Here is a 21,652-nt window from a genome sequence, read left to right as displayed (position 1 = left end):
AAAAGACGAGTGTAATAAGAAGATTGGCGCTCTTTTACTTCGTCCATAATGTTTTGAATGTGTTGCTCACGTAAAATCTCTTTCTGTGAAAGTTTACGTTTTTGAATAGTGATAGTTAAAAAGAATGCTTTAAATTTCATTAGATTTATGACCCCTTTATAAGTGATTTAGAAAAGACGAGTGTAATAAGAAGATTGGCGCTCTTTTACTTCGTCCATAATGCTTTGGATGTGTTGCTCACGTAAAATCTCTTTCTGTGAAAGCTTACGTTTTTGAATGGTGATTGTTAAAAAGAATGCTTTAAATTTCATGAATATATTACCCCTTTAAAATATATTTTTAATACATTTGAGTGTAGTATGAACTTTTAATGTCAGTTATTTTATCAGTCAGTTGTTTTAACTGTTGTTTACGATTGATTTCAGTTTCAGATAAAGTATTTTTTTGAAGCACAGTCGTAAAAAAGAAAATATGAAAAGTCATAAATGAATTCCTCCTTTCGAAAAGGAATTACAGGTGATCACAGTAAAGTGCTTGGCGCTCCTTAACATCATTCATAGCTTTTTCAATTTGCTCATTATGAAGAATTTCATCTTTAGAAATTGTATTTCTTTGAATCGTAATACTTAAAAACAATACGCTAATAGTCATTGAATGTTGCTCCTTTCTTAGAAAAATAATGTAAGAGACTAAAAAATCGCGCAAAAAAACCACAGGAAGATACAGTTCTCCTATGGCTGGGCGTGAAAAAGCCACAGGAAAGTATACGACCTCCTGTGGCGAATTTATGAATTAAATGAAATAAAGTACGATTTTCAATTCTCCATTAGGGTGGTCGAATTCATATTTAATTGTCCAGAAAACACAGGTGCAGTTAACGCTAAAGTTAATGCATGTAATTGTAATTTCATCATTTCCTTCGACCTCCTTTTAGAATTTTTTTCTTACGTTAGTAAGTATATACAATTAATGGATAATTGTAAACATAAAAAATGAAAATTTTTAATTTTGATTAAAATGCGTATATTTAAAAAGGGATTTGAAAGTAAATATTGTAATTAACGAAATATCGATAAAAATGGGGGATGCTAAATGAAATATATGCATCATAACATGATCGTTATGCTAACAATTTTTTTATTCATTGCGGCTTGTTCTAACGGAGAAAGAATAAAAGATATATATGATGTTAGGTCAGATGATTTTAAGAAATATACTGGGACATACGTTGGTAATAATTCAGATGTGGTTGCAATTATTAATCATTTACCCGGTGGTGAAACAGTTCAAAGTATAAGTTTAGAAAATGAAAATATAAAAGTGAACTATGGTGCAAAAGAGAGTGGAGCTCTTACAGAAGAAATGATTGAGACGTATTGGTTTGATGAGAAAGATACGATGAAGAAGAATTTTCTCTTTAATGCTACCTATCTAGTAATTTTAGTACCAAACGCAAAAGCTTATGAGTTTCAAATAGAAAATAAAAACTTTAAGATAACGAGGGAAGAAATGTTATCAATTTTGCATAGGGAATTCGATGATTTTCCAAAAGAAAAAGATATATGGGATAAAAATAAAGTTATAAAGTTCTTTAACGGCAATGAAGAAAAAATTAAAATGCTTGTGGAAGATAAAGATTTTCGGAAATCTTTATTTGCTAAATATCCAGTGAGCCAGTTGAAATAATGGAGGGGAGAAGATGGAGTTAGTATACAAAATTTCTTATCATAGAATGCAGGATCATTATTTACCTAAATTAGTACAGGCAATTAGGCTCGTTAGTGAAGAAGATTTGTGGAAACAAGAGACCTCTGTTAATTCAATTGGTGGAATCGTACTACATATTTGTGAACATTTACAGAGAAATACAAGGCGTTATAAGGATCCAAATATAGTTTTTGAAAATGGAATTGAAGAATATTTTCCAGTGAAACAAATAAGCTCTGAAGCTTTGTTAAAAACTGTTGAAGAAATATTTGATGAGTGGGGCAAAGCATATATACAGGTCTGGGAAGAAAAAAGGCATATTGATCTTCAAAGTCTATTACATTTGGTTGAGCATACAAGCTATCATTTAGGGCAAGTAGTAGATCGTACAAAATGTATTGAGGGACAACAGTTTAATTTTTGTCAAAATGGTATAAATGAAAAGAATTTGAGAACAAGAGTTGAAACTTCGAATTTTTAGAAAGAGAGACATTCTTAATTGAATGACTCTCTTTTTTGTAAAAGAAATTTATGGAAAAAAATAATTCTATGTGATATGGTTAATTACATAAGTAATGAACCTATGAACCTAAGGTGGTGAAAATGTGAAGCCGACTCTAGAACAAAATAAATTAATATACATACAAATTGCAGAAACGATTGAATCTGATATTTTAAAAGACATATTGCTTGAAGAAGAACAAGTTCCATCGACAAATCAATTTGCGAAGATGTTACAAATAAATCCGGCTACCGCAGCTAAAGGGGTGAATGTATTAGTGGATGAGGGGATTTTATATAAAAAGAGAGGGATCGGGATGTTTGTTGCAAAAGGAGCAAAAGAAGTTGTACTAAAAAAAAGACAAAATACTTTTATGACTGAATATTTACCTAAAGTGTGGGAAGAAGCGAAAGTACTAGAAATATCAAAAGATGAATTGATGGATATGATTCAAAAGATTACGAAGGAGGGGAAAGAGGGATGATTGCACTTGAAACGAAAGATGTAACGAAAAAGTATAAAAAGAAAATAGCTGTAAATGAAGTAACGATTTCATTGGAAGAGAATAAAATATATGGTTTGCTTGGAAGGAACGGAGCAGGGAAAACGACTTTATTAAATTTACTAGCAGGACAAATTACTTCAAGTAGTGGAAGTGTATCAATATTTGGTGAAGATGTTTTTGAAAATAGTAAAGCGATGCAAAATATTTGTTTCGTTAGAGTAAAAGAAGAGTCTCATTTAAGTTATAGCGTAAAAGAAATTTTTAAGATATGTAACATGTTTTATAAAAATTGGGATCAGAAGTTTGCTGAAGAACTGGCGGGTAAATTTCAGCTTAATATAACAGAGAAATACCATAAACTATCTCATGGCATGCAAACAGTTGTAGGAATTATTAAAGGGTTAGCAAGCAGAGCGACAATTACTATTTTTGATGAACCAACTACAGGATTAGACGCAGCACATCGTGAGTTATTTTATAGTTTACTACTAGAAGATTATGGGGAGTATCCCAGAACAATTATATTATCAACACATCTGGTAGAAGAAGTAACCCATGTTATTGAAGAAGTAATTATCATAAAAGAAGGTGCACTTGTTGTTCAATCAACAGTGGAAGATTTATTGCAACAAGGTCATATTATTTCAGGGCAAAAAGGTAAAGTGGAGGAGTTCTTGATTAATAAAAAAATTATAAATAAAGAAATTTATGGGAATAAAGGTATTGCTGTTATATGGGAAGAGCTTTCTAATGAAGATTGTTACTCTCTTGAAAAAGAAGGTTTAGTAATTGATAGAATTACATTACAAAAACTATTTATTCACATGACTGGTGGTGAAGTGGAATGACGATGTTAATGAAACAATTGAGGTTACATATAAATTTTCATTATAAAGCAATTTTAATATTTTGGATTGTAGCTTTATTAATAAAAGGAGCTTTATATGCTGCTCATTTAAATGAAGCGAAAGTTGGTTATTTACCCGAAATTATCAATAATCCTTCAATTGCAATTATGATTTTTATAGTAGGGAGTGTTTTCATTGTTCAAGATGATGTATTTCGTTTAGCAGTTTCATTTGGTATAACGAGAATACAATATTTTATCGGAGCGATTTGTTATATCATATTGCAATCCGCAATGTTTTCGTTTCTTCAAATAATGCTTTTGCAAGATATAAAATATAATTTAGTAAATGTTAGTTTTGGGGAGCAATCGGTACAACAATTTATTTTGCACTTCTTATTTTATGTTACAACAGCATGTTTCTTTCAAGTGGTAGTAGTTTTTAAACAACGATTTCAGTGGATGGGTCTTATGATTGGTGGGACCCTTTTCTTATCAACAAATAGTGTACTTTATGGAGAAGCAGGGGTAACTGGTTTATTATTTACAAGTGATGGATCTTTAGTAGATATTCCATATTTTACTGTTATTTCAATTGGATTAACTGTTCTTTATATCATAACTAGTAGTATATTTATTCGTAAAGTATCATTTGAAAAAACAGTTTGAAATATTATTAGATTACTATAGAGAGAAGGATAACAAATGGGAGATACATCTCCACTCATTACAGTCTTTTTATGCATTGCACTACTAATATTTTGGCGTCGTTATCGCTCCATGCATAAGCCAATAAAGGGATCGGGAAAACGTATTTTATGGCCATTACTATTTTTAACACCAGGTATTGTATGGTTTTTAGGTCCCGTACATCCAGCTATATTGCAAGTAATTATAGCGGTATTCATTGGTGTACTTTTTGCTGTGCCGCTTATAGTATTAACAAATTATGAACGAAGAGATGATGGGAATATTTATACGAAAAAAAGTGCAGCTTTTTTAATTACTTTTATTGCAATTGTCGTTTTGAGATACGGTTCAAGAAAATATATTGTTGACTTAGATCAGCAAACAATAGGTTTATTATTTTATGTTGTTGCAGTATCGTATATTTTTCCTTGGAGAATTGCCTGTTATATAAAGTTTAGAAAAGTTTGGCGGGAAAATAATAATCATGCTATATGAAAACTTCTCATTTGAGAAGTTTTTTTATTTTTACAGGTAAGCAAAACAAGTTGTTGAAGGGCAGGCTGTCATAGAATATGATACATATTATAATGAGGAAAAGTTGAGGGGATAAAAATGCGTACAATTTTACTTTTTCTAAACAACATGTTCATTAGCGAAATCGAGGACATTAGGCAAAAACATGATCCTTTATTTGGATTAATTCCACCGCATATTACAATTGTATTCCCATTTGAAAGTTCGATTTCAAATGATGAGCTGAAATTACATATTATAAATGTATCAAAACCGATACAGAATATAGAAATTGAATTTAAGAATCAAATTACAAGTGAAAGAGAATATTTGTTTTTACGAGTTGAAAAGGGGAAAGAACAAATAGAGGAACTACATAATATTCTATATACAGGACCTTTATTACAATTTTTGAAAGAATACATTCCATACATCCCGCATGTAACAGTCGGAAGAAAAGAGAGTGCCGAATTAGCTGCTGAAGTAGTGAAGGAGATTGCTAGTTTTCATGGGAAGTTAAATTGTGTGATTGATAGAATAAGCGTGGAGCGAATTGGAGAGAACGGGGAATCAATTATTGAATTTGAAGTGCCATTTCTAAAAAGCTGACAAAAGTCAGCTTTTTATTTCGTAGCATGAAGTAATGCACCAATTGCACCGCTATTACCACCATCTTGTAAAAAGATTGGTGTTTTATTTTGATATTCGGTGTAGCTACTAATAATATGTTGAAGTTGTACGTTATTACATAAAGTCGAACCAATATAAATAATATGTTCAATGTTTTTTGTTTCAGCGAATTGAAGGCTTAATGCAGTAACGACTTCACCGACAAGTCCTTGTACAGTAGCTAGTATATCGGAGCTACTATTATTTGATTCTGTAATGGCTGCTTTTCCGAAGTTACTAGCAGTTAAGTTATTATCGATAGGGGAAAGAATACCACCATAAATATCTCCAACCGTAATATCTAGTTCTTTTCTAGATCCTACTTTTGTTAGAGGTATTATATCTTCAAAATGATCTATATTTGTTAACAATTTTGAGAGTCCCATAATAGTCCCACCGCCAACTCCGGTTCCACCAGCGCGAATATATTGTTCATTATAAACATAATGGATAGAAGTACCTGTACCGATATTGGTTAAAATAAAATTGTTTATAGTATGTTTTTCTTCTTTTAATATGTATCGGACACCTGCAAGAGTAGCTTCAAATTCGTTTAGCTCTATTATTTTATATGAACCTGTAAGCAGTTGCTGTAATAATTTCGATTTACCACCCGTAATACATATTTGTTTTATGCCATTGTTGTTTTTAATCCAATCTATTATTTTATGTTGTTCATGAGAATAAAATTTTTCAAAAGTTAATAGCTTTTTTTCGTTAAAATAAGCTATTTTCGTTAATGTACCTCCAGCATCGATACCGATAGTACGTTCCATTTTCCTGCTCCTAACTACGTAATATGTTTTCCTATTTACTTAATTGGTTGAGAATAGATATTTCCAACTGATATAAGGAACACTTTAATCTGCTTGATATATTAATAGTTTTTCTACAGTTACAATAGGCTTGTCGTTTACAGTTGCAATACCTTTACCAAGAACAAAACCTCGGCGATTGCGCGTTAGCTCATAATGTAAATCAAGTTTATCACCGGGATATGCTTTTCCGTGGAATTCAACTCCATCTAAAGAGGAGAGGAATCCTAGTCCTTCAGAATCACTTGTATGTACAAATGCACTAAGCTGAGCAAGTGCTTCTACAATTAACATATGAGGCATATGTTTGCGGCTATCATTTATAAACCATTCGTTATTTGTAATGAGTTTATATCCTGTAACGAATTCATCTTGTTTTACATTTGTTACTTTATCAATCATTAAAAATGGATAACGATGGGGAAGTGTGTCTTTAATATGCATATGAAAGTACCTCCAATTAATAATACCCCTGCTAAAGTTAAGCAGGGGAGTGGGAACTAATTTTTAACTAATTCATTTACTTTTTCAAGGACGAAAATGCCGCTATTCCTAATGTTTTCAACAACTTGTTGCAACACTTCTTTATCTTGAACGAGTGCAATACGTACGAAGCCTTCTCCGTGAGGTCCAAATGCATGACCAGGTGTAACAACGACATTCGCACGATCCATTAATGCATAAGCGAAGTCTAGAGAAGTCCATCCTTGTGGAATTTCAGCCCAGACAAACATACTACCGGCTGGCTTATCGACATTCCAACCAAATGTTCGGAATCCATCGACTAAAGTATCTCTCCGTTCTTGATAAATATCGCGGTTTTTCTCACAAAATGCCGCGCCATTTCTTAGTGCTGCAGATGCCGCTTTTTGAATTGGTAAAAATACACCGTAGTCGGTATTAGATTTAAATTGAGTAAGTGCACGAACAATTTCTTCGTTTCCAATCATATATCCAATACGGCTACCTGCTAAACTATAACTTTTTGACAAAGAATTGATTTCTACACCAACTTCTTTAGCACCATGTACAGAGAGGAAGCTAATTGGCTTATTACCATCGAAATAAAATTCAGCATAAGCAAAATCATGGACAACGATAATATTATGCTTTTTCGCGAATGCGATTACTTCTTTAAAGAAATCTTCATGAGCCATTGCTGGAACGGGATTCCCTGGGAAGTTTAAAATCATCATCTTCGCTTGATCGGCAATTTCTTCAGGGATGACTCCTAAGTCTGGTAAGAAGTCATTCTCTTTCTTTAAAGGCATGTAGTAAGATGTTGCACCAGCCATTTGAATACCTGTTTCATAAGCTGTATATCCTGGATCAGGAACTAATATAATATCACCTGGATTTGCATAAACCATAGGTAAATGAACGAGCCCGTCTTGTGAACCCATTAATAATAAAACTTCTTTATCCGCATTTAATAAAACGTTATGAGTGTTGTTGTAATATTCAGTTACAGCTTCGTGAAATTCTTGAATACCTGATAATGTATACCCGTAGCTCTCTTTCTCACTCGCTGTATGTACCATTGTTTCTCTTACAAAATCAGCGGGCGGCATATCAGGATTTCCGATGCTCAAATCAATCATGTTATGACCTGCTGCAATTTTTTCTTTTTTATAGGCTCCTAATTCACTAAATATAGAAGATTGGAATGCTTTCATTCTAGTTGCTAACGTGTAAGTCATCAAAACCCCTCCTAAAACAGTGCTTTCATTCTGCGTTTTTAATTATTCTGAAAACACATGTTTATATTTTATCATTTTTTTATGAAAATTAAAACGATTGATAAATTTAGAGGAAGGATTAGCCTATTTTGAAAAAGTATCGATGTAAATAGCGTAGACGTGTTAATTGAAATGTCTATTATAGGATTCATTTTATATAACTTAAGTTATTTTATAGTTTTTATTAAGTATTTGTGGAAGATTTCTAAAGTGAAATAACGCAGAAAATATTTTCTGCGTTTCCTCTGAAATGTAATCATTTCTTTTTATACGTGCATAATTTTTCAGCTGTCAAAAAGTATACATTTAATGTACCGTCGGCAACTTTTAAAGTTTGCTCTGATGTAAATGAATTACCATAATCAATGTGATATACATTAGAATTTTTGACAAATGAGCCTTTATATAAATCGTCTTTATTCTTTGTGGTTTGCATTTCTGCTAAATTTTGCACAATTTCCTCTTTATTTTCTTTTTTGACAACTGTTTCAAATTTATAATATACAGGGCATTCACCATTTTTATTGTCAACGACTTCCCAAGAACCGTATATATCGTTATTGCTGCATCCACTAAGTAGGATGATTAGTATAGGAATTGTAAGTAGAACCTTTTTCATTTTGTGCTCCTTTCTTTTAAATTTGAATAAACGTGCGAATACGATAGGGATATTATAATAAATAAAGTTTAAATTTTTTTAAAGAATTATTTAATTTCATATAAAAATTTAGGAGAAATTAAATAAGCATGAATCTAGTGTAAAGTCAGATTCATGCTAGTACCATAGCCTATGTTATGTCTTTTTTGAGGATAAATAAAGAGGAAAGCAGAAGCACTATTCCATTTAATATATATACGCTTGCGATCATAAAGGCTAACGTACCTGCGCCAAATCCTGCTTTATCGAATATAGAAGCAAATGTTGCGATAGTCAAAAAGATAATGGGAGTCAGTAGTAAAAATATGAAACCTGCCACGATTCTTTTTTTAAAACTATGTCCAGATAAGGAAATGGCTAAAAAGTTTAGGATGCTAAACAGCGCAATTGCAAAGAGCAGGACAATAAATACTTCAATGCCATCAGACATTTTACCACTCCTTTTATAAAGAGTACTTTTTATAATCTATTCGAAATAAAAGAGGGATACTCCTTTAGGTAATTTCAATAAACGTAATAAATAGGCGTATTATAAAACAAAGAAGTATGGATTCAATATTATATCCATACTTCTTTGTTTATTTTATAAATTCGCAGATTGCGAATGCTGTTTTTCATAATGTTTCTGCTTAGAAAGGGAAATAGAAATAATCAATAATGAAACGACTCCGAAGATGAGAACCATATATTGTAACCCAATTGTATCTAAGAAGAACCCTGTGCCAAGTAAGACGATTTGGAACATAACCCTCTCAAACATATTACGGAATGAGAAGAGGCGACCGTGATAACTTTTTTCAACTTTCGTTTGGAAAATCGTCGACATAATAGGGAAGAAGCAGCCAACACTAAACCCAAACAAACCAAATGATGTAAGAGCCATCCATTTTATATCGCTAAAGAACAATGATAGGTGTGCAAAAGCAGTACAAACTGCGAAGAAATATAGTAATTTTTCAGGTTTGAAATGATCAGATAGACGTTTAATTACGAAGGCACCTAACATAAATGCGACACCTTCAATTGTATATATGAACCCTTTAATCGTAGGATCATGTTGCATTTCGCTAATGTTAATAACCATTAAATTAAACCCAGCTATAAATAATAGAGGGATAATACTTAATATAAGTGCTGTAAAAGCAATAGGAATTCCTTTTAAAATACGAAATACTTCCATAAAGCTATTATCTTTTGCAGCTTGTTTACTTGGTGTTGTTGATTTCTTATCTTCGAATTGCAGGAAGAAAGTCGAGAGGAATAATAAGGCGTATGCTGCCATTGAGAAGGCATACATGTACTGTAAACTCATCACAACTAAAAGAATTCCACCTAGTGAAGTACCTGCAATACGAGCGATTGTACCAACATTCATATGTACACCGTTCATTTGTAATAACTCATGCTCACTTACGATGAGTGGAATCACAGATTGTAATGCAGGGAAATAAAATGCTGCTGAAATTTGAAGAGCAACCATAAATGCAATCATAAATGCGATACTTTCAAATTGAATAGCGAAAAACATGAAAATAACACTTAAAACTCGACCAAACCCAGCGTAAAGAAGAACTTTTTTCTTTTCATACTGATCGATGACACGGCCAGCCATAGGTCCAACTAGAACACCGGCTAATAGTCCGATAAATAATATAACTGATTTCATGAAATCAGAAGGGACATATTTTTGCATAAATTCAAGGTTGCCAAGAATACCAAGCCATAATCCTAGACCTGCAATAAACTCCCCAACTAGAACAATCCAAACGTTTTTATTACGCCACATAACATAAAACCTCTCCGTCTTTTAAAATGAAAAACTCGTATATAAAACCTCCTTATTTATGTAGTATTTTTATACGAACTTTTTTAGAGTCAGAGTCTATATTACGTGTTTCATAATTGGATTTCAATCTTTTTGATTTGTAAAAAATTTGATGTATTAATTGATGAAATAAGTGAATCAAAACGTAAAAAATTTATGATTAAAGCTAGTAGAAAGTAAGGATAAATATAAAAAAGCAAGAACGTATAACTACGTCTTGCTTTTCTCAAGTGCAAAATTAAAAATTAATTTCACTTAGCAACATTTACGCTCTTGTCCAATAGCTAAAGCGCTAAAAGATAGTGGGCCAACAACTTCTGCGCTTGCACCACTAGTAAGGTTTTCTACAGTTAATGAATATTCGTGTGTTCCACTGCCAACGTTTTGATCTATAGCTTGAAATGTTTGTACATAAAATTGTTCAGAATCTGTAGATTCAATACCTACTTGTGCATTAAAAATTTCAATGTTATCACGGAAAATTCGGAATAAAACTTGTGAAGTCCCAGTTATACCTTCTACACCAATTGTAGCGATTAATTCTACTCGATTATTACGTGAATCTCTACTTGAAATTCTCAATTTCAAATTTGCTAAAATTGCTTTATTTGGAGAAGAGGGGATTGCAAAAGTTGTTTCACTAGTTTTACTTATAGGTTGAGTAGCTTGGTAATCAATGATATGAGTCATATTCGTCACCTCCTCATATACTAGAATATAAGGAGGTGACGAATTAGCTTGGACAAATACTAGATTATTTAATAGAGTCAACAACAATTGTTGAAAAGAAGCAATTTACATAAAAGCATTAAGAATATATCACAATAAGATGATATTTTTCTTAATGCTTTTTGTAATTAAGCGGAATATTCTTCTTTACGTACTTCAAAAAATTCATTACGTCGTAAGTAATTATAGATTTTCTCTGAAACCTTTTCTTCTTCAGACACTAAGAAACGATGATCAAAAGCGTAGAATGATTGACCTTTAATTAATTTTACGTAATACATATTAAACGCCTCCTGACACTTGATTATTACTTGCTTCATATTATGATGGCCTATATGTCTGCTAAAAATACTTGGAGTTTCAAAGGGGGGGAAGTAAAGGGATGAAAGAGCTTACAATTCTGTAAGGTTTATGTCACCTTTTTCGATAGTTTACATTCACCAATTTCTTCTATACTACAAATAAGTTACATAAAATAAGGGGGTAAAAAGATGGATGAAGTAATTGGAGAAGTTGTAGCAGGTATTTGTGAATTTGTAGTGGAAGTAACAGCAGATGCTATAGGAAGTTTAGTTTCCGGAAATGATGAGGAAAAAGAAACATTATAATAATTTGTAAAAGTATAAAGTTGATCAAATTATAAAGGCTGATTTCTAAAGGGAAGTCAGCTTTTTTATTTTTTACATTATATTAATCTGATTTGAATATTCATTTGTTATTATATTGAAGAAACCTATATAAGGAGGTGAATAAACAAATATGTCGAATTCGGGGGCTGATTTATCTGTTTCTCGTTTGATTGTGGCAAATGTAGAGGAAAAGGAATATCATTTTATTGTTCGTGAACATCCGATTGTAGGGAAATTTATATCGCTATTTGAAAATGGAAAAGAATATGGTTTACTAGATAAACAAATCGCTAATAAAGATAAATTTATTACATCGGAGCTTACTAAATTAGATTATTTTAACATAGATGTTTTATATCATACACCTGGATGGATATGGATTGGTATGGATCAATTTGGATTACATGCTCGTGAGGCTACTTATAACGAAGTAGATGTTATTATGAAGTTGAAAGAGGATTTATATTATATAGACGTATATGAAGAAATGAAAATGTAATAAATATTTAATCAGGTTAGGGGAGAAGTTCCCGTAGCCTTTTTTGTTTAATAGTAAAAGTAAAATTTATATTATGTTGATGATAGGACAGCACGATAAGAAGTGAGATGAAAAGAGGATTTGAAAATACATGAAGAGAATTGTAATAATTATATGAATCGTATATGTAAATTACAATAGAAAGAAGATGATAAAATGAGTAAAGAGGAGCTTGTGAAAAAACAGTTTGGCAGTAATGCAGATAAGTATGTGAATAGTAAAATACATGCTAAAGGACAGGACTTACAGCATGTAGTTCAACAAGTTGAATCTCGCCATAATAATCGTCTTCTTGATGTTGCTACTGGTGGCGGACATGTTGCGAATATGTTAGCACCTATGTTTGAAGAAGTAGTTGCACTTGATTTAACAGAACAAATGTTAGAAAAAGCAAAAAGTTTTATAAAGCAGAATGGTCATGAAAATGTGTCTTTTGTAGCAGGAAACGCAGAGGATTTACCATTTGCAGATCATTTTTTTGATACAATTACATGCCGGATTGCAGCCCATCATTTTACGAATCCGGCTCAATTTATTTATGAAGTAAATCGTACGTTGGAGGATAATGGATTATTCATCTTAATAGATAATGTTTCGCCAGAAAATAATGAATATGATACATTTTATAATTTTATAGAAAAGAAGCGGGACCCAAGTCATGAACGAGCTCTAAAAAAGACAGAATGGCTTACTTTATTAGAAAAAAACGGTTTGCAAATGCAGTCATGTCTTACTTTTGATAAGAAGTTTGATTTTGACTGGTGGTGTAATATGATGGATGTCCCTGTACAAAAGCGTGAAAAATTAACAGAATGTATGATGAAAGCACCAAACGAAATGAAGGAATATTTTAATATTCAACTTAAAAATAATAAAGTAGATTCGTTCTATACTGAAATGGCTATGTTTATATGTAAAAAAAGTACAACATTAAAAAGATAAATGTGTTGCAGTCTTTCTGAAGTACGATATACTTAGTACAGAGAAACTGTGAATTGAGGAATAGTTATTATGATTCGTGTACGCATTGAAGGTACTGAGGAAGAAATGCTTGAATTTATGGGGAAAATGCCAGACATTCCTGGATTTGAAAAGACACATATGAGAGAGCCAAGAAAAGGAAATAACCCGAAATACGATTCAAGTAAAAATGTACTAGCATATTTGTCTTATAAAAAGATTGAAGTCGCCAATAAATAGGCGGCTTTTTTAGTTTGCGCTGTTTCACCGCCTTGTCTTTTTCACATAATAATAATAGTAGATTATGCTGAAGAGGGGTGAGAATAGTTAATAAGAAAATCATCTTTTTTGGAGACTTTGGTATTGATGACGCCGTAGCGTTAATTTATGCAAATAAAACATGTAAATTAGATATTCTAGGTATTGTTGCAGAGTACGGGAATGTATCACGAGATATCGTTACGGAAAATGTTTATTTTTTAGAAAGGTACTATGCTACACAAGTGAAAATTATTGAAGGTGCGAGTAGGCCGATGACAGCTGAAGAACCTTTGTTTTTCCCTGAAATCCATGGCGATCATGGTTTAGGTCCTATTATTCCACCTGAAATGAGAATTTGTAAACGAGAAAATTTTTGTGAATTAATCAAATTAATCGAACCTTGTCCAGAAGATATTATAATTGTGGCGACAGGAAGACTAACGACGCTTGCTACGTTATTTTTATTGTATCCAAATATAATGGATCGTATTTGTTCGTATTATATAATGGGCGGCGCTTTCCTATTTCCAGGTAATGTTACACCAGTATCTGAAGCGAATTTTTATGGTGATCCAATTGCAGCAAATATTGTTATGAAATATGCGAAAAACGCTACTATATACCCGTTAAATGTAACACAGGGTGCGCTTATTACGCCTGAAATGGCCAATATAATAGATAAACAAGGAACTGGACAGGCGAAACTCATTAAACCAATGATTGATTTTTATTATGAGAATTTTTATAAAAAAGAATATCCAGGTATTGGTGGAAGTCCCATACACGATTTACTACCGTTTGTCTCGTTTATAAACGATAGTATTTTCGAATATAAAAAATCGGCAGTGTGGATTAGTACGACAAATGATGTGACTAGGGGCCAAAGTGTAGCTGATTTTAGAAAAATAGCTGAACCAACAAGGTTTGATGATCGGCCGATTCAGAGAATTGCTGTTGGTTTTAACTATCCTGCTTTTAAAGAAGAGTTTATGCGAACAATATTGAAGCCAGATTGTCCTTAATGTGTGTAATAACAAGTCGGATAAATCGTTAGTTCGAAAAATAGTTTATCGGTGTGTATTATTCTCAAAAATCTTATAGTTGAGCAGCATGAATAACTTATGAAAAATGTCACATAACTAATGGTAAGCAATTGTTTCTAATTATATTTTGATTGGTTAAATATAAAGGAGGTTATTATATGATTTGGTCTTTAATCGTTGGTGGTTTATTAGGATGGTTTGCAAGCTTAATTACTGGAAGGGATGTACCAGGTGGTGTAATTGGTAATATTATTGCTGGTATTATCGGTTCTTGGATTGGTACGAAATTACTTGGTAGTTTCGGTCCTGTAATAGGCGGATTTGCAATCATTCCTGCTTTAATTGGTGCGGTTATTTTGATCTTCATTGTGAGTTTTTTACTACGAGCAATGCGGAAATGAATGTAGCAGGACTGTTTACATTTGTAAGCAGTCCTTTTTATATGTTATGCTAGTATTATACAATCAGGAGGTGTCAGCATTGAAATCATTTACAGTAAATTTCCATCAAGAAGATAATGCAAAAGCAACAACAGTACATAAATTAAGTGAAGAGGACTTCAATAAAGCAACTGAAAAAGGTACTCGTCATTTATTTGATTTAGACACAAACGTTGGCTTCTTCGTATTCTTTGATGCAGAAGATGCAGAAGGAAATGATCAATACTTAATGTTACAATATGAAGGAGATCATGAAGAACCAACTGCGTGTTATGGATTTGATTTAAAACTATACTATCAATTTTTAGCACTATACTTAAATGATCTGGAATACCAAGGGGAAACAGATGAGGAAGAGGAAGAATATGGTCCAATTCATCATTTAGCTCACTTACTTTATCATATTGTTGAAGACGGTAAGTCAATCGAAGTGTAATATACATATTTAAAGCTGTCCTTTTGGGGCAGCTTTTTTATATGACATTGAAATGGTGTACTTTGAGCTAAATAAAGTGAAGCTTTAATCAGTGGGGGGTTCATCCCCACTGATTATTAGCCCTACCAATCGGGCTTTTACGGGCAGCCCTTACCCCCATCTAACTTCTTTGCTTCGACGTGGGGATCTTACTGCCCGGCAAATAGCGGGATAAATTAATAATAGAAATTTATTTATTAAGTAGGATTATTTATTACTTTCATGTTAGTATCGTAAAACACCTGTTATAATGATTGTAATTAAATTCATGGAGGCTAATTCTATGCTTGTAGATGTAAAAGCTTTTATTAAAGCTGCAGGTTTAACATGTATTTCATCATTAAGTGGAGATAATACATTTGCTTATAATTTTGAAACTGTAAAAAGCACTATCGCTACATTTTTTAAGAAACTAAGATTTACCGTTTAATTTCATTTCAACCAGTAGGAAAAGAGTAATCACTTCCTACTGGTTTTTTTCTGTTTCAAGGAGCTGTTGTGACGGCATATTTTCAGCTATAGATAGAGGATATTATCATTGAGAAGAGAAGGTTTAAATAAGGAGATGAATACAGTGATTAACAATATAATTCCAAGTTTTTTAAAATTATGGGAAAGTGACGATTTAGAATTAGAACTCCTTAATCGATACTTTACTTCGCATTCAGAGATATTTGAAGAATACTTTAAGTATCATTGTCCTAAAACGAAAGAACGTCTTTCTAATGCCATTAAACAATATCCCGCAAAAATAGAAGATATTCGTATTATTGCAGAATCATTACCAATCATTATTCAAGAGTTAACAAATGAATATCGTAATAAATATAACTTTGATGTAAATATGAAATTCCATTTATTCGTTGGAGGATTTGGTTCAAATGCATTTGTAGAAAGGGAAATCATTGGAGACATATTTTTTGCGGCAGAAAAATTATCTCCAGATTTGAATCATCTTCGTGTTATTGCTGCTCACGAAATAGGTCATATATATCATAATGTTATGCTACAAAATACTGGAATGGATTGGACTAGGGCTGAATGGACCGATGCGTCGGTAAGTTTGTATCGTGAAGGTGTTGCAACTTATTTATCAAAAAAAATCGTTAAAGATTTAAATGAGTCTGTTTACTACTCATATAATAGTGACGGTGATCCATGGCTACAATATTATAAAGAAAATGAAGAGAAAATAAAGAAACGTTTTTTACAAGATTATGTTGAAGGATGGACAGATGAAAAAGAGAAAGAATGGTTCCGTTTATCAGGAGGTAGTTACTTCGGATATAACAGACTTGGTTACTGTTTAGGAACAGCTTTTGTAACATATGTTGTACAAGCCTTTGGAGAGAATGAAGCACTGACTTTTTGGAACAAACATAATTTGAAAAGTAGTGTAATGGGTTGGTTATCGAAATGAATAAGATGCAATAGGGGGGTAAAATGATGAAAGGGTATTTGAAAATAGTTATGTTGTTTTTGGCTATAGCATGTATGTTTGCGCTAGCAGCATGTAATGAGACAGACGAAAAAAAGGAAACAAATCCAACCTTGGAAAATAATAAAAATGAACAAAGCAATTCTTCAGAAGAACAGAAAAATCCTGAAGCAAAACCAAGTAATGAAAAAACAACAAAACCATCACCTGAGCCAGATTCGAAAAATAGAACACTTAATCAAAAATCAATTAACCACGTTAAAGATTTGTTTGAACTAGCAAAAGAAGGAAAAGTACCTAATGTACCATTTGGAGCCCATACAGGGGATATTGAAGAAATTGAAAAAGCGTGGGGAAAAGCAAATAAAACCGAATATGCAGGGAACGGAATGTACGCAACTTTTACAAATAAAAATGTTGTTTTCGGATTTAATAAAGGGTCACAAGTTTTTGATGTACGCTCATATCATGCAGAACTAAAATCGATTACATTACAAGAAATTGAAAAAGCGTTAGGAAAACCATCTTCAGTTAAAGGGAATGGTGAAGACAAAATATATGTATACAAAGTAAATAACCAGTATGAATTAAAATTTGTCATTCCAAAATCGACTGGTAAGGTAGATCATATTTCCGTATTTTCACCAGAGGATAGTATTAATAAAATGGCAGGATAAGAAATTAAGTGATTTCAAAAACACCTCACTTTATTGAAGTGAGGTGTTTTTAGTTGTAAACAAGGAACGTCTCCTTTCATATGCGAAATACTTCACTTTTGTTTTTTAATATTCATCCAATAAGAAATATTGATCTACTGAAAAAGTAGTAACCTATAAATTATGTGTAGGCTGGTTCATGATTTTTTTACGTTCTAAATTTTGAACAAACAGTGCTTGAACAATACCTCCAATTAATAAGAAACTAGCACAAATATAAAACAGCATACTTCCATTTAATTTACTTAATAAAACTGCACCAATAACAGGTCCACACGTTCGAGATATATCCCAGTGTATACCGTAAATTGAAAAATATAAACCACGTTTATCATGAGGTGCAATTTCTGAAACGAATCGTAATAAATGGTTTAAAGCAATACTTTCTCCAATGACTAAAAAGAGTAAGGTGAAGAATAACGACAATATCGTCGTTGAATAACTAAAGCCAACTGCAGCTATTGTAAAGCAGGTATAAGAAATAAGGATGATTTTCGCCATAGAAAATCGTTCAGACCATTTTACGAGGAAGATTTGTAGAATGATTTCCAAAATGGCTTTGCATGTTGAAATAAATGCGAGTATGAATACGAGATTAGGAAATACATGTTCTGCGAAAATACGATAATTCGTCTCAGTTTGTGCATAAAAAAAGCTAATAGGAAGTGTAGAAACCATAAGACCGAATATGGCGTAATGTTTAAAAACAAATTGCTTTGGTGAACTTGCCTCAACTGTTTGTTTTGACTTACTTATAGGTGGAACGGTTTCTGGGAGCTGTGTCCAAACAACAACGGCATATATCGTAAGGGTTACACTTTGCACGATAAATAAATATTCTGGGTGAGTATTATAAAAACTTGCACCGATTAAAGGGCCGATTACGGATCCAATTGCTCCCATCGTTTGTAGAAGAGCAAAAATTTCTGCTTGCTGCTCTTTTTTTGTTAAATCAGCAATTTGTGCACGTTGAGCCGGAATATATAAGGAACGGCCAATGCCATTAATGACATATAACAGTGCAAATATAAAAACGGATTGAGCGAAAACGAAACTACCGATTGCAACACTTTGTAGCAATAAGCCGAGTAACATAATCTTTTTCCGGCCATATTTATCAGTAATTCCTCCAGCAATAAGTGTAAATAAAATGTCTGAAAGTGGCTGTAATCCGAAAATCAGCATAGTTATTATTACATTGCCGTTTAACATTTTATTAACGTAAATAATCATAATGATAGCTAGCATAGATTCAGTCGTTCGGGTTAATAATTCACCACACAGTCTAATAAAAATAGGTTTATTGTAACGAAGTAAGAGATAATTCAATATTAATTCCTCCTTTCTATATTGAAATGATAAGATGAAAGAAGAATTGGAAAAAGGGTAGAAACAATAGGGAGTATTTTTCACCTTTTAGGGGGATTATGATGTTTATTTTAGATCAATATATTGAACTATGGATTGCTTATGGAAAAGGGAAAAAAGAGGGAGAACGATTGGAAGTAACAGTGCAAAATATATCTGAAACATTATTTTGTACAGAGCGTAATAGTAAATTAATTATAAAAAAATTAGATGAGTTAAATTGGATCAAGTGGTTTCCAGGTCGCGGCAGGGGAAATCGTTCTAAGTTAATATTTCAAAAGCACCCGATGTCTTTAATTTTAGATAGAGGAAAAGAAATAACGAAAAAAGGGGATGTGAAAAGCGGAAGCATATTTGTGGAACGCTATAGCTCGCATTTTCCGTCAGTAAAGGGAGAATATCACTGCTGGGTAGATTCAATATTTGGTCATAAGATTGAAATGACATCTGAAGGGAGAAGAGATGTACTCCGGTTGCAAGTACAAATGAATTTAGATATCACATTAGATCCTGTATACGCTACAATGCGTTCAGAATGTCATATGGTAAAACATATATTCGACACACTCGTGTATGTAGACGGTAATACAAACATTATAGAGCCAAGACTTGCATTTCACTGGGAATATAATGACGCTGAAAAAATATGGACGTTTTATTTACGAAAAGGAGTTCACTTTCATAATGGAAAACAACTTACTGCACATGATGTTATATACTCATTGAATCGATTTATGAAGCTGGAAAATAATGCACACGCATGGATGTTACAACACGTTGAAAGTATCCGTTCAGTGGATGACTACGTTGTCGAAATTCAATTACAAACGGAAAATAAAATGTTTTTACATATGATAAGTGCAGAACAGTGTTCTATCGTGAATGAAGATGAAGCAGGTGAGCTAATTGGAACAGGGCCTTTTCAATTATATAAAAGTAATGAAAATCTGTTCATTTTAGAAGGTCATTCTTTATATTTTCGTGAAAGACCTTTTTTAGATCGTGTTGAGTTGTGGAATGTAGAACAAGGTGTAAGTACATATGATGTTTTAGTAAAGGCGCAGTATAAAGATAAAGAAAAACATAATAAAGAATTGTCTCGGCTTGAGTCGAACGTGACATATATAACATGTAATCTTACGAAAGAAGGACCAATGCAAGATGAGTTATTTCGGAAAGCGTTATATAAAATCATTCATGGTTATACAATCGTTCAAGAACTCGGCGGAGAACGTGGAGAAGTGGCAAAGAAACTAATATTAGCAGGTGAAAGCATTGTAGAGATTGAGGAAGATGTAGAAAGTTTAATTAAAAGGAGTACTTATCATAATGAAGTGCTACAGCTCTACACATTTACAGGACGAGATCATATTGAAGATGCACAATGGATACAAAAAGAGTGTGCGAAGTACGGGATTCGTGTAGAAAATAATTTTCTTGATATAGAAGAGCTATTGGAAGTAAGTACGATACAAAAGGCTGATATGATGCATGATAGTGCCACAATAAGCGAACGAATAGAAGATAGTCTATTATATATGTTTCTTACAAAAAATAGTTTTATTCATGGACAAAGCAACATGGACTTTTATGAAAAGTTGTCTATTTATTTTAAACAAGAAGAATTAGAGAAAAGAGTTACATTGTTACGCGATATTGAGGATACTTTGTTACGTCAAATTCATATTATTCCTTTGTATCGTAATAAACAAGAGGTAAGTACACATGAAAAAGTCCAAAATATAATGATTAATTCACAAGGTTGGATTGATTTTTATAATATTTGGTTTAAATCTTGATATATAAGGGCTTTTGCGCATTTTCATAAGATGTGTAAGAGCCTTTTTTGTATGTAGGAATAGGTTTGTTTTACACATTGTTACGCTACTTGTGATAAAAGTCTATTTACAGCGTAACAGTGTTATGTTACATTGTTATCAGGAAGGAGTGTTATACAGTTGAGTACAGATTTGATTTCAAAAAAAGATTTATTAGAACTAACTGGCATTTCATACGGACAGTTATATAGGTGGAAAAGAAAAAATTTAATACCGGAAGATTGGTTTGTACGAAAGTCAACATTCACGGGTCAAGAGACATTTTTTCCGAAAGAAAAGATATTAGAGCGTATTGATAAAATCCAAACGATGAAAGAGGATTTATCACTTGATGAACTAGCGAATATGTTTTCACCGAGTGTGAGAGAAATTCTTTTAACAAAGGAAGACATTTTACGTAAGGGGATTGCATCAGAACCAGTTTTACAATTTTTCATAGAACAAACGAATAAAACAGCAGAGTTTCAATTTGTAGATATTCTTTATGTGTACATGTTAGAAGAATTATTACAATCGGGAGATATTAGTTTAGAAGAAGGAAAAATGGTCTTGCAAGTTTTACGTGAAAATTATGAAGCAATTAAACATAAAAATTGTGATTTAATCATTGTACGAAAGTTAGGGATTTCTACATGTTTATTAGTTTCAAACGTGGAAGATTTAATTTTTGAAAAAGGCACTAAAATCGTTTTACGCGAAGCGATTATGAAATATACCGAAGCATTAAAAACGAAATTGTTGTAGTGG

31 protein-coding genes are annotated in these 21,652 nt (G+C 32.3%); 18 read left to right on the top strand and 13 right to left on the bottom strand.

Going from position 1 to position 21,652, the window contains the following annotated elements:
* From IBT51_RS12825 to IBT51_RS12810, 4 genes are all read right to left on the bottom strand, one after another.
* A partial coding sequence (locus IBT51_RS12825; protein WP_200483282.1) for a YrzI family small protein occupies positions 1-140 on the bottom strand: 140 nt, incomplete at its 3' end.
* Positions 141-167: 27 nt separating this feature from the next.
* Positions 168-311 (bottom strand): YrzI family small protein, encoded by a 144-nt coding sequence (locus tag IBT51_RS12820; RefSeq protein ID WP_000668965.1) that lies wholly within the window; start codon positions 309-311, stop codon positions 168-170.
* A 28-nt stretch (positions 312-339) separates the two neighbouring features.
* A complete protein-coding gene (locus tag IBT51_RS12815; protein WP_000142729.1) occupies positions 340-483 on the bottom strand; it encodes a YrzI family small protein in 144 nt (47 codons plus the stop codon).
* 27 nt (positions 484-510) lie between these two features.
* Entirely contained in the window at positions 511-651 is a 141-nt protein-coding gene (locus IBT51_RS12810) for a YrzI family small protein (RefSeq protein ID WP_000156193.1), read from the bottom strand.
* Between the two features lie 441 nt (positions 652-1,092).
* Here IBT51_RS12810 and IBT51_RS12805 point away from each other — a divergent pair, with 441 nt between their 5' ends.
* The 7 genes from IBT51_RS12805 (at position 1,093) to IBT51_RS12775 (ending at position 5,373) form a co-directional block, all read left to right on the top strand.
* Positions 1,093-1,686: a DUF4825 domain-containing protein gene (locus tag IBT51_RS12805; protein WP_000876537.1), complete on the top strand. Its 594-nt coding sequence runs from the start codon at positions 1,093-1,095 to the stop codon at positions 1,684-1,686.
* 13 nt (positions 1,687-1,699) lie between these two features.
* On the top strand, positions 1,700-2,188 hold the full coding sequence (locus tag IBT51_RS12800) for a DinB family protein (protein ID WP_000424643.1): 489 nt from the start codon (positions 1,700-1,702) through the stop codon (positions 2,186-2,188).
* A 124-nt stretch (positions 2,189-2,312) separates the two neighbouring features.
* On the top strand, positions 2,313-2,693 hold the full coding sequence (locus IBT51_RS12795) for a GntR family transcriptional regulator (RefSeq protein WP_000805185.1): 381 nt from the start codon (positions 2,313-2,315) through the stop codon (positions 2,691-2,693).
* Positions 2,690-3,562, top strand: coding sequence for an ABC transporter ATP-binding protein (locus IBT51_RS12790; protein WP_078401191.1), 873 nt, complete (start codon positions 2,690-2,692; stop codon positions 3,560-3,562). Before IBT51_RS12795 ends, IBT51_RS12790 begins: the two co-directional genes overlap by 4 nt.
* Positions 3,559-4,230, top strand: a complete 672-nt coding sequence (locus IBT51_RS12785; protein WP_200458246.1) for a DUF4052 family protein — start codon at positions 3,559-3,561, stop codon at positions 4,228-4,230. The genes IBT51_RS12790 and IBT51_RS12785 overlap by 4 nt, the downstream gene beginning before the upstream one ends.
* A 36-nt stretch (positions 4,231-4,266) precedes the next feature.
* Positions 4,267-4,746, top strand: a complete 480-nt coding sequence (locus tag IBT51_RS12780; RefSeq protein WP_200458247.1) for a CcdC family protein — start codon at positions 4,267-4,269, stop codon at positions 4,744-4,746.
* 117 nt (positions 4,747-4,863) lie between these two features.
* Positions 4,864-5,373: a 2'-5' RNA ligase family protein gene (locus IBT51_RS12775; RefSeq protein WP_200458248.1), complete on the top strand. Its 510-nt coding sequence runs from the start codon at positions 4,864-4,866 to the stop codon at positions 5,371-5,373.
* Between the two features lie 14 nt (positions 5,374-5,387).
* On the opposite strand, the gene coaW is transcribed toward IBT51_RS12775, so the two are convergent.
* From coaW to IBT51_RS12735, 8 genes are all read right to left on the bottom strand, one after another.
* Positions 5,388-6,209, bottom strand: a complete 822-nt coding sequence (coaW, locus tag IBT51_RS12770) for a type II pantothenate kinase (RefSeq protein WP_200458249.1) — start codon at positions 6,207-6,209, stop codon at positions 5,388-5,390.
* A gap of 84 nt (positions 6,210-6,293) precedes the next feature.
* Positions 6,294-6,692, bottom strand: a complete 399-nt coding sequence (locus IBT51_RS12765; RefSeq protein WP_200458250.1) for a 3-hydroxyacyl-ACP dehydratase FabZ family protein — start codon at positions 6,690-6,692, stop codon at positions 6,294-6,296.
* A gap of 56 nt (positions 6,693-6,748) precedes the next feature.
* Positions 6,749-7,948, bottom strand: coding sequence for an LL-diaminopimelate aminotransferase (locus tag IBT51_RS12760; RefSeq protein ID WP_000222703.1), 1,200 nt, complete (start codon positions 7,946-7,948; stop codon positions 6,749-6,751).
* Positions 7,949-8,243: 295 nt separating this feature from the next.
* Positions 8,244-8,606 (bottom strand): hypothetical protein, encoded by a 363-nt coding sequence (locus tag IBT51_RS12755; RefSeq protein ID WP_000757020.1) that lies wholly within the window; start codon positions 8,604-8,606, stop codon positions 8,244-8,246.
* Between the two features lie 169 nt (positions 8,607-8,775).
* Positions 8,776-9,075, bottom strand: coding sequence for a hypothetical protein (locus IBT51_RS12750; protein WP_078401196.1), 300 nt, complete (start codon positions 9,073-9,075; stop codon positions 8,776-8,778).
* Positions 9,076-9,228: 153 nt separating this feature from the next.
* Entirely contained in the window at positions 9,229-10,431 is a 1,203-nt protein-coding gene (locus IBT51_RS12745) for an MFS transporter (RefSeq protein WP_053564191.1), read from the bottom strand.
* 294 nt (positions 10,432-10,725) lie between these two features.
* Positions 10,726-11,160, bottom strand: a complete 435-nt coding sequence (exsC, locus tag IBT51_RS12740) for an exosporium protein ExsC (protein ID WP_200458251.1) — start codon at positions 11,158-11,160, stop codon at positions 10,726-10,728.
* 167 nt (positions 11,161-11,327) lie between these two features.
* A complete protein-coding gene (locus tag IBT51_RS12735; RefSeq protein WP_000291907.1) occupies positions 11,328-11,480 on the bottom strand; it encodes a YqbF domain-containing protein in 153 nt (50 codons plus the stop codon).
* Between the two features lie 478 nt (positions 11,481-11,958).
* On the opposite strand from IBT51_RS12735, the gene IBT51_RS12730 reads away from it, so the two are divergent.
* The 9 genes from IBT51_RS12730 to IBT51_RS12690 all read left to right on the top strand — a co-directional run bounded on the left by IBT51_RS12730 (position 11,959) and on the right by IBT51_RS12690 (position 17,660).
* Positions 11,959-12,327 carry a hypothetical protein gene (locus IBT51_RS12730; protein WP_000071473.1) on the top strand — a complete coding sequence of 123 codons (369 nt, stop codon included), beginning with the start codon at positions 11,959-11,961 and terminating at the stop codon, positions 12,325-12,327.
* 195 nt (positions 12,328-12,522) lie between these two features.
* The gene (locus IBT51_RS12725; protein WP_000031312.1) at positions 12,523-13,308 is read left to right on the top strand and encodes a class I SAM-dependent methyltransferase; all 786 of its coding nucleotides are present in this window, start codon (positions 12,523-12,525) and stop codon (positions 13,306-13,308) included.
* Between the two features lie 69 nt (positions 13,309-13,377).
* Positions 13,378-13,566 (top strand): DUF3970 family protein, encoded by a 189-nt coding sequence (locus IBT51_RS12720; protein ID WP_000621885.1) that lies wholly within the window; start codon positions 13,378-13,380, stop codon positions 13,564-13,566.
* A 77-nt stretch (positions 13,567-13,643) separates the two neighbouring features.
* Positions 13,644-14,609, top strand: coding sequence for a nucleoside hydrolase (locus IBT51_RS12715; protein ID WP_001223685.1), 966 nt, complete (start codon positions 13,644-13,646; stop codon positions 14,607-14,609).
* A gap of 179 nt (positions 14,610-14,788) precedes the next feature.
* The gene (locus tag IBT51_RS12710) at positions 14,789-15,031 is read left to right on the top strand and encodes a GlsB/YeaQ/YmgE family stress response membrane protein (protein ID WP_000638310.1); all 243 of its coding nucleotides are present in this window, start codon (positions 14,789-14,791) and stop codon (positions 15,029-15,031) included.
* Between the two features lie 79 nt (positions 15,032-15,110).
* Positions 15,111-15,506, top strand: a complete 396-nt coding sequence (locus IBT51_RS12705; protein ID WP_000834885.1) for a hypothetical protein — start codon at positions 15,111-15,113, stop codon at positions 15,504-15,506.
* Positions 15,507-15,828: 322 nt separating this feature from the next.
* Positions 15,829-15,975 (top strand): hypothetical protein, encoded by a 147-nt coding sequence (locus tag IBT51_RS12700; RefSeq protein ID WP_000959551.1) that lies wholly within the window; start codon positions 15,829-15,831, stop codon positions 15,973-15,975.
* Positions 15,976-16,110: 135 nt separating this feature from the next.
* A complete protein-coding gene (locus IBT51_RS12695) occupies positions 16,111-16,965 on the top strand; it encodes an aminopeptidase (protein ID WP_200458374.1) in 855 nt (284 codons plus the stop codon).
* Between the two features lie 23 nt (positions 16,966-16,988).
* Complete coding sequence (locus tag IBT51_RS12690) at positions 16,989-17,660, top strand: YjgB family protein (protein ID WP_140155552.1); 672 nt, start codon at positions 16,989-16,991, stop codon at positions 17,658-17,660.
* Between the two features lie 153 nt (positions 17,661-17,813).
* Here the strand turns inward: IBT51_RS12690 and IBT51_RS12685 are convergent, their stop codons facing one another.
* Positions 17,814-19,028 (bottom strand): MDR family MFS transporter, encoded by a 1,215-nt coding sequence (locus IBT51_RS12685; RefSeq protein ID WP_200458252.1) that lies wholly within the window; start codon positions 19,026-19,028, stop codon positions 17,814-17,816.
* A 101-nt stretch (positions 19,029-19,129) separates the two neighbouring features.
* Here IBT51_RS12685 and IBT51_RS12680 point away from each other — a divergent pair, with 101 nt between their 5' ends.
* Positions 19,130-20,866 carry an ABC transporter substrate-binding protein gene (locus tag IBT51_RS12680; RefSeq protein WP_200458253.1) on the top strand — a complete coding sequence of 579 codons (1,737 nt, stop codon included), beginning with the start codon at positions 19,130-19,132 and terminating at the stop codon, positions 20,864-20,866.
* Between the two features lie 159 nt (positions 20,867-21,025).
* Positions 21,026-21,649, top strand: coding sequence for a YhbD family protein (locus tag IBT51_RS12675; RefSeq protein WP_000102245.1), 624 nt, complete (start codon positions 21,026-21,028; stop codon positions 21,647-21,649).
* The last annotated feature ends 3 nt before the right edge of the window (positions 21,650-21,652 follow it).

It is taken from the genome of Bacillus sp. S71, from assembly GCF_016625265.1.
Lineage (GTDB): Bacteria > Bacillota > Bacilli > Bacillales > Bacillaceae_G > Bacillus_A > Bacillus_A cereus.
The sequence above is the reverse complement of the archived record's forward strand: the minus strand, read 5'-3'. Positions and strand labels throughout refer to the sequence as shown.